The organism is Streptococcus sp. UBA3373 (genome assembly GCF_002360305.1).
GTDB classification, from domain to species: domain Bacteria; phylum Bacillota; class Bacilli; order Lactobacillales; family Streptococcaceae; genus Streptococcus; species Streptococcus alactolyticus.
Genome location: NZ_DEQF01000052.1, coordinates 14,560 through 28,533 on the forward strand (window position 1 = coordinate 14,560; position 13,974 = coordinate 28,533).

General features: G+C 41.0%; 12 protein-coding genes and 1 tRNA gene. 2 read left to right on the forward strand and 11 right to left on the reverse strand.

Features of this window, described 5'->3' with window-relative positions; translation table 11 throughout:
* Positions 1 to 111 precede the first annotated feature (111 nt).
* On the reverse strand, positions 112 to 951 hold the full coding sequence (locus tag B3R79_RS06680) for an undecaprenyl-diphosphate phosphatase (protein WP_168261398.1): 840 nt from the start codon (positions 949 to 951) through the stop codon (positions 112 to 114).
* A 221-nt stretch (positions 952 to 1,172) separates the two neighbouring features.
* Between B3R79_RS06680 and B3R79_RS06685 the strand changes: the two genes are divergently transcribed.
* Both B3R79_RS06685 and B3R79_RS06690 read left to right on the forward strand, forming a co-directional pair.
* Positions 1,173 to 2,744, forward strand: a complete 1,572-nt coding sequence (locus tag B3R79_RS06685; protein ID WP_293695856.1) for an ABC transporter permease subunit — start codon at positions 1,173 to 1,175, stop codon at positions 2,742 to 2,744.
* Complete coding sequence (locus B3R79_RS06690) at positions 2,744 to 3,484, forward strand: amino acid ABC transporter ATP-binding protein (RefSeq protein ID WP_154454829.1); 741 nt, start codon at positions 2,744 to 2,746, stop codon at positions 3,482 to 3,484. Before B3R79_RS06685 ends, B3R79_RS06690 begins: the two co-directional genes overlap by 1 nt.
* 49 nt (positions 3,485 to 3,533) lie before the next feature.
* Here the strand turns inward: B3R79_RS06690 and B3R79_RS06695 are convergent, their stop codons facing one another.
* The 10 genes from B3R79_RS06695 to B3R79_RS06740 all read right to left on the reverse strand — a co-directional run bounded on the left by B3R79_RS06695 (position 3,534) and on the right by B3R79_RS06740 (position 13,901).
* Positions 3,534 to 4,418, reverse strand: coding sequence for an SPFH domain-containing protein (locus tag B3R79_RS06695; RefSeq protein WP_154454828.1), 885 nt, complete (start codon positions 4,416 to 4,418; stop codon positions 3,534 to 3,536).
* Between the two features lie 147 nt (positions 4,419 to 4,565).
* Positions 4,566 to 5,816 carry a threonine ammonia-lyase IlvA gene (ilvA, locus tag B3R79_RS06700; RefSeq protein WP_293695858.1) on the reverse strand — a complete coding sequence of 417 codons (1,251 nt, stop codon included), beginning with the start codon at positions 5,814 to 5,816 and terminating at the stop codon, positions 4,566 to 4,568.
* A 111-nt stretch (positions 5,817 to 5,927) separates the two neighbouring features.
* Positions 5,928 to 6,950, reverse strand: a complete 1,023-nt coding sequence (ilvC, locus tag B3R79_RS06705; protein ID WP_168261402.1) for a ketol-acid reductoisomerase — start codon at positions 6,948 to 6,950, stop codon at positions 5,928 to 5,930.
* A gap of 68 nt (positions 6,951 to 7,018) precedes the next feature.
* The gene (gene ilvN / locus B3R79_RS06710; RefSeq protein ID WP_154454825.1) at positions 7,019 to 7,501 is read right to left on the reverse strand and encodes an acetolactate synthase small subunit; all 483 of its coding nucleotides are present in this window, start codon (positions 7,499 to 7,501) and stop codon (positions 7,019 to 7,021) included.
* A complete protein-coding gene (locus B3R79_RS06715) occupies positions 7,494 to 9,197 on the reverse strand; it encodes an acetolactate synthase large subunit (protein ID WP_293695861.1) in 1,704 nt (567 codons plus the stop codon). The genes ilvN and B3R79_RS06715 overlap by 8 nt, the downstream gene beginning before the upstream one ends.
* 122 nt (positions 9,198 to 9,319) lie before the next feature.
* Positions 9,320 to 11,029, reverse strand: coding sequence for a dihydroxy-acid dehydratase (ilvD, locus tag B3R79_RS06720; protein ID WP_293695863.1), 1,710 nt, complete (start codon positions 11,027 to 11,029; stop codon positions 9,320 to 9,322).
* 177 nt (positions 11,030 to 11,206) lie between these two features.
* On the reverse strand, positions 11,207 to 12,874 hold the full coding sequence (locus B3R79_RS06725) for a DAK2 domain-containing protein (protein ID WP_293695866.1): 1,668 nt from the start codon (positions 12,872 to 12,874) through the stop codon (positions 11,207 to 11,209).
* On the reverse strand, positions 12,874 to 13,239 hold the full coding sequence (locus B3R79_RS06730; RefSeq protein WP_154454823.1) for an Asp23/Gls24 family envelope stress response protein: 366 nt from the start codon (positions 13,237 to 13,239) through the stop codon (positions 12,874 to 12,876). Before B3R79_RS06730 ends, B3R79_RS06725 begins: the two co-directional genes overlap by 1 nt.
* A 212-nt stretch (positions 13,240 to 13,451) precedes the next feature.
* Positions 13,452 to 13,640: a 50S ribosomal protein L28 gene (rpmB, locus tag B3R79_RS06735; protein ID WP_154454822.1), complete on the reverse strand. Its 189-nt coding sequence runs from the start codon at positions 13,638 to 13,640 to the stop codon at positions 13,452 to 13,454.
* Positions 13,641 to 13,828: 188 nt separating this feature from the next.
* Positions 13,829 to 13,901: transfer RNA gene (locus B3R79_RS06740), tRNA-Thr, on the reverse strand.
* Between the last annotated feature and the right edge of the window lie 73 nt (positions 13,902 to 13,974).

Below are 13,974 nucleotides of genomic sequence, written 5' to 3' on the forward strand. Positions count from 1 at the left end.
TATTATACAGGAAAAGTCGCGCTTTTTCAATTTTAAAAAGTTAATTACCTTTTTAAAAATAGCTCTAGGCAGTAAAAAACAAGCAACTCGAATCGAGCTACTTACCTTATCTTATAGCATGAATTTCACTAAGCTGTAAACAATCAAGATGGTTCCCAAAACGATACGGTATTTACCAAAGACGGTAAAGTCGTGTTTCTTAACGTAATCTGTCAAGAAGCGAATTGAGTAAAGGCTGACTATAAAGGCTGTCACACTAGCTACAAACAAAATTAAGATTTGACTAGAGCTGAACACATTGCCGTCTAAGAAGAATTTCACAGCCTTCAAACCACTGTAACCAAACATGGTTGGAATCGCAAGGAAGAAGGTAAAGTCTGCGGCAACAGAACGGCTAGTTCCTAAAATGATAGCCCCCAAAATGGTTGCCCCTGAACGGCTGGTCCCTGGAACGATACTCAAGACTTGGAAACACCCAATCAAAAAGGCTGTTTTATAAGACATGCGTGCTAATTCAGTAACCTTTGGAGTGACATTGGCATTTCTCTTTTCAATCCAGATAAAGACAATCCCGTAGAAAATCAATGCAATGGCAATAGGAATCATATAATTGAAATGTGCCTCAAACCAATCATCCAGAGGCACTGCAATCACAATAGAAGGAATACAAGCCACAGCAACTTTTAACCACAATTGCCAAGTGAGTCGAACCTCACGTGCCGTTTTACCAGGTTGAAACGGATTCAAACGCTCAAAATAAATCACAATAACGGCTAAAATAGCGCCCAATTGAATCACAATATTGAACATATCCATAAAATCTTGGCTTTGGTCAAGATTGATGAATTGTTGCACCAAAATCAAGTGCCCTGTACTTGAAACAGGTAGCCACTCCGTAATCCCCTCCACAATACCAAAGAAGATTGCTTTTAACACCTCAACGAATAACATAGGTCCTCCTAAATTTAATATCTGTTTTATTATATCAAAATGAACGTTTTTTTAGAATACCCCTAAACAAAGAATGCCAATCCATCTACTAACAAGGAATAAAACGCATCCTAATAATATTTTATTGTATAAATATGCTATTTTTACATTAGTCTGTATTGAAATCAACACCCTTTTCCTGTAAAATGGTATGTTGATATAAGAATAGACAGGAGTCTTAAATGAAAAAGTTACTTTTAAGTTGTTTTCTAGCCACTTTGTTTTTATTTAGTGGAATAACTCATATACACGCAGATGAGTATCTTCGTGTCGGAATGGAGGCAGCTTATGCTCCTTTTAACTGGACACAAGACGATGACTCAAATGGTGCAGTTCCTATCGAAGGAACAAACCAATATGCTAATGGATATGACGTTCAAATCGCTAAAAAAATTGCAGAGGGATTGGATAAAAAACTTATCGTTGTCAAAACAACTTGGACAGGTTTAATTCCAGCTTTGACCTCTGGAAAAATCGACATGATTGCTGCTGGAATGAGTCCAACTGAGGAACGTAAAAAAGAAATTGCCTTCTCTGATAGTTATTACACTAGCCGTCCTGTCATTGTCGTATCTAAAAGCGGTAATTATGCCAATGCGACATCGCTAGATGATTTTTCTAGTGCCAAATTAACATCCCAACAAGGGGTTTACCTTTACAATCTGATTGACCAAATCAATGGTGCAGTTAAAGAAACGGCTATGGGCGACTTCAACCAAATGCGTCAAGCCTTGCAATCTGGCATCATTGACGGATACATTTCAGAACGACCAGACGCTATCTCAGCTGAAAATGCTAATAGTGATTTTAAAATGATTGCTTTTGCTGACGGCAAAGGATTTACCACATCTGCTTCTGATACTGCTATTGCTGTTGGTTTGCGTAAAAACGATACTGAGATGTTAGCCAAAGTTAATAGCATTTTAGCAGGGATTTCTGAAGATGAACGTGTTCACTTGATGGACAAAATGATTGACGAACAACCTGCTGAACAAGCTAGTGACAGTGCTGATAGCAACTTCTTTTCTGAAGTCTGGACGATCTTCAAAAATAACTGGGATCAATTCTTGCGCGGTGCTGGTGTGACGCTCTTCATTTCAATCATTGGTACTGTGGTCGGTCTTGTAATTGGTTTGCTTATCGGGGTTTACCGTACAGCACCTAAAGCTGGCAATAAAGTACTTGCTGCCTTGCAAACGCTCTTTGGCTGGGTACTTAATGTTTACATCGAAGTTTTCCGTGGTACGCCAATGATTGTACAAGCTATGGTTATTTATTACGGAACTGCTCAAGCCTTCGGTATCTCAATTGACCGTATTTTAGCAGCCGTTGTCATCGTTTCTATCAACACTGGAGCCTACATGAGTGAAATTGTTCGTGGTGGTATCTTCGCCGTTGACAAAGGGCAATTTGAAGCGGCAACAGCACTTGGATTTACCCACGGACAAACCATGCGTAAGATTGTCTTGCCACAAGTTGTGCGCAATATCTTACCAGCCACAGGTAACGAGTTTGTCATTAACATCAAAGACACTTCTGTCTTGAATGTTATCTCTGTTGTCGAGCTCTACTTCTCAGGAAATACCGTTGCCACTCAGACTTACCAATATTTCCAAACCTTTACCATTATCGCAATCATTTACTTTGTTCTCACCTTCACGGTCACACGTATTTTACGTTTCATTGAACGTCGTTTTGATGCCGATACTTACACAACAGGTGCTAACCAAAACCAAACTATGGAGGTGCGATAATGTCATCTGCGATTATTGAAATCAAACATTTGAAAAAATCTTACGGTCAAAATGAAGTGCTAAAAGACATTTCCCTTTCAGTAAATAAAGGTGAGGTGATTTCGATTATCGGGTCATCAGGGTCAGGAAAATCAACCTTCCTTCGCTCTATTAACCTTTTGGAAGAACCAACTGCAGGTGAAATCCTTTTTCATGGTCAAGATGTTCTTGCCAAAGACTACAACTTGACCGAGTACCGTGAAAAATTGGGAATGGTGTTCCAATCCTTTAACTTGTTTGAAAACCTCAACGTTTTGGAAAATGCCGTCGTTGCACAAACGACCGTGCTGAAACGTTCTCGTGAGGAAGCTGAAAAAATCGCTAAAGAAAACCTCACCAAAGTAGGCATGACTGAACAATATTGGAAAGCCAAACCCAAACAATTGTCAGGGGGGCAAAAGCAACGTGTGGCAATTGCTCGTGCTTTGTCTGTCAATCCAGAAGCCATGCTCTTTGACGAACCAACGTCAGCTCTAGACCCTGAAATGGTTGGAGAGGTTTTAAAAACCATGCAAGACCTTGCTAAATCTGGATTAACCATGATTATCGTGACACACGAAATGGAATTTGCCAGAGATGTGTCAGACCGCGTGATTTTCATGGACAAGGGTGTTATTGCCGAAGAAGGCACACCAGAGCAAATCTTCGAACACCCACAGCAAGAACGTACCAAAGAATTCTTGCAACGTTTCTTAAAATAATATACTAAAACTAGAAATCCCATCACTTAATAAAGTGATGGGATTTTGTTTATTTTGCTTTTAAAGCAGATAGGATTTGGGCGCGAATGTCTTCAACACCTTCGGGGTGATTTGGAAGGAAAATCGTTTGATTGCCCTTGATGGCAAAGGTGTTTAAAGTGTCTAAATACTGATTAGTCAGCAAAATAGACATAATCTGTTCTTCATTCATACCAACGCTGGTGGCTTTTAGTTCAGCAATAGATTCTGCCAAGCCATCCACGATAGCCTTACGTTGTTGGGCAATACCAACCCCGTGCAAGCGGTCTTTTTCAGCCTCAGCCTCGGCAGCCGTCACGATTTTAATTTTATCTGCTTCTGCCAATTCTTGAGCGGCAACACGTTTACGTTGGGCTGCGTTAATCTCGTTCATTGATTGTTTAACTTCGGCATCGGGCTCAACTTTGGTAATCAAGGTTTTGACAATGACATAACCATAAGTAGACATTTCTTCTGCCACTTGGTGTTGCACTTCAAGTGCGATTTCATCTTTTTTCTCGAACAATTCATCCAAGGTTAATTTAGGTACTGATGAGCGAAGCGCGTCTTCAATGTAAGACTTAATTTGTGCCTCGGGACGCATGAGTTTGTAGTAAGCATCGATGACATTTTGCTCGCTCACACGGTACTGCGTTGCCACATTCAAGGTCACGAAAACATTATCCTTCGTCTTGGTTTCCACAACGATTTCAGATTGTAACAGGCGCAACTGGATACGCGCAGCAATTTTATCAATCCCGAAAGGCAAACGAATGTGAATGCCACTGCTTGCGGTGGTGTAGTATTTTCCAAACCGCTCGATGATGACAACTGTCTGCTGACGCACCACATAAAGCATACTAGCTACAATTCCCAAGGCAAGTAGCACTAAAACACCTAGAATAATAAAAATCATACTTTTCTCCTTTCAAGCCAACTCTGGCTTGCCCATGAATGCTTTAAAAGGCGTTCTTTTTTGTATTTACTTATTAATACAATTATATGTGATTATCACAAAAAAAGTCAAGTAGAAAAAAGTTGCCTCAAGGAAGCAACTTTTGGGTCAAACTAATAAATTATAGAGGCTTTCGTTGCCGTGCAGATTGATATAAGACGGGTCAAAAACAGATAGGCGGTCAATCAGAGCATTATAATCATTTTTATCGCTCAGTGCAATACCAATCAAAACAGGTCCTCTGCCTTTATTGGCACGCTTGATGTACTCAAAACGTGTGATGTCATCATTAGGTCCCAAGATGTTATTCACAAATTCACGCAAAGCTCCTGGACGCTGTGGAAAATTCACCACAAAATAATGTTTAATGCCGTCATAAATCAAGGCACGTTCTTCCATTTCTTGCATACGATTGATATCGTTATTTCCGCCTGAAATGATGCAGACAATCGTCTTGCCTTTGATATCTTCTTTCATGACTTCAAGAGCCGCAATGGAAGCTGCCCCTGCAGGTTCTGCGATAATTCCTTGCTTAGAATACATATCAATCAAGGTTTCTGAAATCAAACCTTCATCCACACCGACCAACTTATCCACATATTTACGCGCAACAGCAAAGGTCTTTTCCCCAACTTTTTGCACAGCAATGCCGTCCGCAAATTTATCAATTTCTTCTAATTTGACAGGACGTCCTTTATCAAATGCAGCCCGCATACTACGAGCCCCTGCTGCCTCAACACCGACAACTTCAATTTCAGGTGACACATCTTTCATGTAGGTTGCTACTCCCGAAATCAAGCCACCGCCACCAACTGGCACATAAATTTGGTCAAAAACAATACCTTCTTCTTGGGCTTGCTCGTAAATTTCATAAGCCACTGTTCCTTGACCTGCTTGCACATTGTCATCGTCAAAAGGGTCGATAAAGGTCATGCCTTCTGACTTGGTGAATTCTTGTGCCGCTTGAGCCGAGGCGTCAAAGGTATCCCCAACCAATTTGATGGTCACATAAGAACCACCAAAAAATTTAACTTGCCCAATTTTTTGTTGAGGCGTTGTCACTGGCATAAAAATAGTGGCTGGAATTTTCATCTCGTGACAAGTAAACGCAACCCCTTGGGCATGGTTTCCCGCAGAAGCACAAACAACGCCACGCTGCTTTTCCTCTTCAGACAACCCATGGATAGCATAATAAGCCCCACGAATTTTAAAGGAACGCACTTTTTGCATATTCTCACGTTTGAGATAAACCGTTGCACCGTATTTTTCCGACAGGTAACGGTCAAAATCCAGTGGTGTCCGATCCACAACATCTTTTAAGACCGTATGTGCACGGACAACATCCTTTGCTACAATCATAATCCTACCTTCTTATTCTTCCAAATGTCTCACGTTCCCTCAGGAATCCAGTACATAGATAAAAAACCGATGACAACCATCGGTCTTTTAAAAAGCGAACCGTTTCAAAAATTAGTTATAAATTTTGAACGCGTCATCATCATTTTGCCCAACAAATGGCATGGCTTTACGAAGTTCGCTACCCACTTTTTCTATTTCAAGTTCCGCAGCTTCTTTACGGTAAGCTTCCAATTTTGGACGACCTGATTTGTAGTCATTGACAAATTCTTCAGCAAATTTACCTGATTGGATATCAGCAAGAACAGCTTTCATGTTTTCTTTCACTTCGTTAGTGATAACACGTGGGCCTGATACGTAATCACCAAATTCAGCAGTGTTTGAGATTGATTGACGCATTTTCTTGAAACCACCTTCGTAGATAAGATCGACGATAAGTTTCATTTCATGAAGAACTTCAAAGTAAGCCAATTCAGGAGCATAGCCTGCTTCTGTAAGCACTTCAAAACCCGCTTCAATCAAGGCTGTTAAGCCACCGCAAAGAACAGCTTGTTCACCAAAAAGGTCTTCTTCTGTTTCTTCTTTAAAGGTTGTTTCAAGCAAGCCAACACGCGCAGCTCCAACACCTTTCGCCCAATCCATGGCAATTTCTTTGGCGTGACCAGTAGCATCTTGGTAAACGGCATAAAGAGCAGGCACACCAAAACCTTCAACGTAAGTACGACGAACAAGGTGACCAGGTCCTTTAGGGGCACACATAAAGACGTCAACTGTTTCAGGAGCTTTAATGTATTCAAAGCGAATGTTGAAACCATGAGCAAAACCAAGGGCATTTCCAGCTTCAAGGTTTGGTGCAATTTCTGTAGCATAAAGGTCTGCTTGGATTTCATCTGGTACCAAAATCATGATAACATCAGCTAATTTAGTTGCTTCTGCTACTTCATAAGTATCAAACCCGTCTTCTTTGGCTTTGTCAAATGATTTGCCAGGACGAACACCGATAATCACATCACGACCTGAATCACGCAAATTTTGCGCATGCGCATGACCTTGTGAACCGTAACCAATAATGGCAATTTTTTTCCCATCAAGTGCTGCTACTTTTACGTCTTTTTCATATTCCATTGTTACTGCCATGTTTTATCTCTCTTTCTTCATTTTTATATCTAAATGCCTAGGCATTTGTTGATAACTTGGTTAATTGTTTAGGATAAATCCCGTGAGAATCCTGTTGCACCAGTACGAGCAAGATTTTGAATGCCATAAGGCTTAATCACGCGAATCAAAGCTTCGATTTTATCTGCATCGCCTGTGACTTGGATGGTGATTGATTTTTGAGCCACATCGACCACACTCGCTCGAAACGGCTGAATGACTGCAAGAATTTCAGCACGTTTGCTCGTTGGAGCGGTCAATTTCACCAAAATAACCTCACGCTCCAAATGCGGAATATCCGTGATATCACGAACACGCAGGACATCAATCAAACGATTGAGTTGCTTGATGATTTGCTCCACTTCTTCCAAATTCGCCACGTCAATAATAATCGTAATGCGAGATACATCTGGTTCCATTGTCGGACCAACGGAAATGGATTCGATATTGACCTGACGGCGTGAAAGAACACCAGTGAAACGGTTTAGAACACCAGTTGAATTTTGGAGTTTTGCTGTCAACATTCTACGCATTGAAAGTCACCCCCAACATCTCACTATTTGATTTACCAGACGGAACCATCGGATAAACGTGCTCACGATTTGAAATAGCGACCTCAATCAACATCGGCCTATTCTCCGTAATAATCGTCAAATCATTCTCCAAGGTATTTGGATTGGTAAATTTGTAATGACTAACGCCGTAAGCTTCAGCCAATAATTGGAAATTTGGCTCGTCATCAAAAGTCGATTCACTACGATGTTCGTCATAGAAAGACTCCTGCCACTGACGCACCATTCCCAACGAATGATTGTTCATCAAAACCACTTTTATTGGAACACCGTAACCATTTAATAAGGCTAATTCTTGGTTGGTCATTTGGAAACCACCGTCGCCAACAAAAAGGATAACCTCTTTATCTGGATTGGCTAATTTCGCTCCAATAGCTGCTGGAATGCCAAATCCCATCGTTCCCAAGCCGCCTGAGGTGATGAGTTGTCGTGCATTTTTGTATGGGTAAAATTGCGCTGCCCACATCTGATGCTGCCCAACATCGGTAACCACAATCGCATCACCCTTGGTAATCTTACCAATCGTTGCGATAGCGTGCTGAGGTTTGATAATATTTTCGTCAAATTTATAACTAAATGGTGCTTTGGCTTTGTTGGCAAGAACTGAATCAGTCCAATCTTCGTGGCGAGTTTTGACAGGTTCTGCCTCAAGAAGAATCTGCAAAGCAGCTTTGGCATCGCCTACAATCGGAATCTTTGTCTTGACCACTTTCCCAATTTCAGCGGGGTCAATATCCACATGGGCTACAACCGCATCTGCTGCAAAAGTGTCAGGATTTCCCGTCAAACGGTCAGCAAAGCGACAACCAAAATTAATCATAAAATCACATTCCATCAAGGCCATATTGGAAGCATAAGAACCGTGCATTCCTCCCATCCCCAAAGACAGAGGGTGTTCAATTGGCATCACACCAAGGCTTAGCAAGGTTGACACTACGGGAATATTGTAGCGTTCTGCAAAGGCCTGCAATTCTTCTGTTGCATTGGCATAATTAACGCCACCACCCGCAACAATCAAAGGTTTTTTAGCTTTCTTCAGTTGCGTTAAAATTTTCTTCACCTGAAGGGCATTGGGTTCAATCGTTGGCTGATAACTTGGAAGGGTCACCTCAGGGTCATAGTAAAAGCTTGTTTTCATTTCTGAAACATCTTTTGGCAAATCTATCACAACAGGACCTGGACGACCAGTTGTTGCAATGTGAACCGCTTCTGTGATAATACGAGGAATATCCGCCACATCACGAATTTGGTAATTGTATTTGGTAATGGGCATCGTAATACCAATAATGTCCGCTTCCTGAAAGGCATCTTTTCCAATACCAGAACGAGCAACCTGACCTGTAAAGACCAGCATTGGCACGCTATCACTCATACCGTCAGCAATACCAGTAATGGCATTTGTCGCACCTGGTCCGCTGGTCACGATAGCCACCCCAATTTTCCCCGTTGATTTGGCGTAACCTTCCGCTTCGTGGAGGGCTCCTTGTTCATGACGGGCTAAAATATGGCGAACACCATCAAATTGGTAAATGGCATCGTAGAGAGGCAAGACAGCTCCACCAGGGTAACCAAAGACGGTATCAATCCCCAGACTAGCTAAGGTTTCCAATAATAATTCTGATCCATTTTTGGATTCGGTTAACTTAATCTGTTTCACAAGGACCTCCTTTTCAAGTATATTTTGAATTATCTAAAAATTCCAACTTATTGTATCTATCATACCACTAAAAAAAATAAAAGCAAGCTAAAGTTTTAAAATATTATAATCATATTTAGGGACTAATCCTCACGTTCTGCCTTGCGTTCTTCAAATTCTTCTTGGGTCATCATAGAACCACCAAAGTTTGCAGACGACGCAAAAGCCGTGTAGCGACGTAGCCAGCCGCTTGAGATTTTTGATTTAAATGGTTTCAAATGTTTGCGACGTTCTGCCAAGGTTGCATCATCCACCAACAAATTCAAGGTACGATTTGTCAAATCAATGCTAATCTCATCGTCATCTTCAATCAAAGCGATATTTCCACCTTCTGCTGCCTCTGGTGACACGTGTCCAATAGCAATACCACGAGTAGCTCCAGAAAAGCGACCATCTGTAATCAAGGCGACATCTTTACCCAAGCCACGCCCAACGATTTTAGAAGTTGGCGCCAGCATTTCAGGCATCCCTGGACCACCTTGAGGGCCTTCGTAGCGAATAACCACAACGTGACCTTTTTTAACCGTGCCATTGTCAATCAATTCAAGGGCTTCATCTTGCGAGTCACAACAAATAGCTTTGCCTCGAAAAGTCTTAACAGATGGATCAACCCCACCAACCTTGATAACGGCACCATCTTGAGCAATATTACCATAAAGGATAGACAAGCCACCTACTGGCGAAATAGGACTTTCAATCGAATGAATGACTTCCTCGTTCTTGATTTCAGCACCAGCAACATTTTCTTTTAAGGTTTTACCAGTCACAGTGATGCGATCCCCTTTAATCGTTCCTTTCTTAATCAACTGGTTAATAATAGCTGAAATACCACCTGCTTCTTGCACATCGTGCATGGTGTAAACACTTGATGGGGCAATTTTAGACAGATAAGGTGTCTTCTTGGCGATTTCATTGATGTCTTTCAAGTCGTAATCAATACCTGCTTCACGCGCAATAGCCAAGGTATGAAGAACGGTATTGGTTGAGCCCCCCATGGCCATATCCAGTGCAAAAGCGTCGTCAATAGCTTCCTTGGTCACGATATCACGCGGACGCACATTATTTTTAACATTGTCCATCAAATGTTTAGCTGCTTGACGCACCAATTCACGACGTTGGTCAGACACTGCCAAAACAGTTCCATTTCCAGGAAGAGCAAGCCCCAACACTTCCATTAGAGAATTCATCGAATTTGCCGTAAACATTCCTGCACAAGAACCACAAGTTGGACAAGCATTTTGCTCCAAATAATCCAATTCTTTTTTGGTCATATCGCCAGCTTGATAGGTTCCTACAGCTTCAAACAAGCTTGACAAGGTCGCTTGATGCCCTGTCATATCAACACCGCCCTTCATCGGACCACCCGAACAAAAGACCGCTGGCACATTGGTTCTAAGAGAAGCCAAAATCATACCTGGCGTGATTTTATCACAGTTTGGAATGTAGAAAACACCATCAAACCAGTGGGCATTGATAACCGTTTCAGCAGCATCCGCGATAATTTCACGAGAAGGAAGGCTATAGCGCATCCCAATATGCCCCATAGCAATCCCGTCATCAACACCAATGGTGTTAAATTCAAAAGGAATACCACCCATTTCACGGATAGCTTCCTTGGCAACATCTGCCAATTCACGCAAATGCACGTGCCCAGGAACAATGTCAATGTAAGAATTGCAAATGGCAATAAATGGCTTTTGCATATCTTTAGCTGATTTTACTTGCCCGGTTGCATAAAGAAGACCACGGGCTGGTGCTTTATCCACACCTACCTTAATCATGTCACTTCTCATCTGTTTTCTCCAATCCTTTAAATCTTACAATCCATGTTAACATTTTATAAAATAAAGTCAAGAGAATATTCAGAAAATTTTGCTTGTTTTAAATTTTCTTTTTTATTAGATTTTGGTATTTAGACACAAAAAAAGAAAGCAACGAAATGCTTCCTTTTATCCATTTATCAAATAAGCTTATTCAACGCTCATCAAGTATGGGTAAACGGGTTGTTTACCGTCATGAATTTCAACTTCGATATCTTCGTATGTTGATTCAAGGTAATTAGCCATTTCTTCAGCTAAGTCTTGGCTACCATCTTCACCGACATAAATCGTAATGATTTCGCTATCTTCATCAATCATTTTAGCAAATGTGGCTTTCAAAGTAGCTGTCATATCTGGATTTGACACTACAATTTTACCGTCAACCATACCAAGATTGTCGTCTTTATGGATTTCAAGACCATCGATAGACGTGTCACGAACAGCAAGAGTCACACTACCACTAACAACATCTGAAAGGCTAGCAGTCATAGCTGCCACATTTTCCTCTAGAGATTGTTCAGGGTTAAAGGCTAATAAGCTAGTGAAACCTTGTGGCACTGTGCGTGTTTCAACAACAGCTGCTGGAATTTCAGCCACTTCAGCTGCTGATTGTGCCGCCATGAAGATATTTTTGTTATTTGGCAAGATAATCACGTTTTTCGCGTTAACCGCATCAATAGCTTTGACAATGTCTTCTGTTGATGGGTTCATGGTTTGTCCTCCAGAAATCACATAGTCAACACCTTGTGATTTGAAGATTTCTGCCAAACCGTCTCCTGCTACAACAGCCACAATAGCAAAGTCTTTTTCTTCTTGCTTAGCAGCAACTTGTTGTTCTTCTTTTTCTAAAACGGCATCGTGTTGGTTACGCATATTATCCACTTTGACCTTAACAAGAGAACCGTATTTCAACCCTTCTTGCAAGACAAGACCTGGGTCTTCCGTGTGAACGTGAACTTTAACAATTTCATCGTCATTGACCACAAGAAGAGAATCTCCCAAGCCACTCAAATAAGCTTGGAATTCTTCATAGTTAAATTCTTTCACATAAGTTGGACCTTGTTTAAGAGCCACCATGATTTCTGTACAATAACCAAATTGGATGTCTTCAGTCGCCACGTGTCCTGCAACAGACTTGTGGTGCTCTGCATTAATCATTTCGGTCATTGTTGCTGGTGTTGCCTTAAAGTCCTCAGACGCGATGTAGTCGCCTGTTAAAGCTGATAAGAAACCTTCATAGATAAAGACAAGACCTTGACCACCAGAATCCACTACGCCAACTTCCTTCAAGACAGGAAGCATTTCTGGGGTTTTAGCCAAGGCGCGTTTGGCACCATCAACGGCTGCACGCATAACTTCAACCGCATCATCTGTTTCTTCAGATTTTTTAAGAGCGGCAGTTGCAGCACCACGAGAAACTGTCAAAATCGTTCCTTCAACAGGTTTCATAACGGCTTTGTAAGCCACTTCAACACCAGATTGGAAGGCGTGTGCTAGGTCTTGACCAGTTAACTCTTCTTTATCTTTAATCGCTTGTCCGAAACCACGGAACAATTGTGATGTGATAACGCCAGAGTTCCCACGCGCACCCATCAAAAGCCCTTTAGATAAAATCTGTCCGACTTCTCCAACGGTAGTTGCTGGTTTATCTGCAACTTCTTTGGCACCATTTTCAATCGTCATTCCCATGTTTGTCCCTGTGTCCCCGTCTGGAACAGGAAAAACATTGAGAGAGTTTACATATTCTACTTGATTTCCAAGACGTGTGCTAGCAGCCTGAACCATCTCTTGGAATAAACTGGTTGTAATATTTGACACTAATCTTCTCCTGCAACTTTAATATTTTGTACGTAAACATTCACCGTATCTGCTGAAAGCCCCAATTGGTTTTCAAGGTTAAACTTAACTCGTTCTTGAATGTTCTTTGATACTTCAGAAATTTTGACACCATAAGACATCACGGTATAGACATCTACTGAAATACCACTGTCTGTTGATTTGACAACAACACCTTTTGCGTAGTTTTCCTTGCGTAGAAGTGCTTGAAAATTATCTTTAAGGGCACTTTTACTTGCCATACCAACAACACCAAAAATTTCTGTTGCGGAACCACCAACGACCGTTGCAATCACATCGTCGGATAACTCAATTTGACCATCTTTTGTATTAATTTTCACAGTCATATTCACTACCTCAAAAGTTTTTATCAGTTTATTCTACCATATATCAGCCGTCTTGTAAAAAATAAGCAAGAATAATTAGGGATAAAAAGCGAGAAAATCCCTTTTTGCCACATTTAAGCCTTTTCAGCGTCAAATAGCGACTCAATTTCTCGCTTATAAAAAAAGAGGACAAACACCAAGCGATGTTTGTCTATACTGTTTCATTTATACGCTTATACGCGTTCTACTTTACCAGATTTAAGCGCACGTGCTGAAGCCCAAACTTTTTTAGGTTTTCCATCAACAAGAATAGTTACTTTTTGAAGATTTGGTTTAACTGCACGTTTTGTTTTACGCATTGAGTGAGAGCGATTGTTTCCTGATACAGTTTTACGCCCTGTAAAATAACAAACCTTAGCCATATTATCTGCTTCCTCCTACTTAGATTATAGGTGCTTTACACCACATACCATAAAATGATAACATATCTGGACTCATTTCGCAACTATTTTAGACAATAAAATCTATTTTTAAGCATTTCTACCCATGAGAAAACCCATAGAAAATCTTCTATGGATTTGTCTAACTGTTATCATGATTAGCATTTCCATGCCGATTACAGGGATCGAACCTGCGACCTACGCGTTACGAATGCGTTGCTCTACCAACTGAGCTAAATCGGCTAATGTGGAAATTATATCACTTTGATGACATTTGTCAACACTTTTTAACCTTTTCTGACAAACAAAAAAAGAA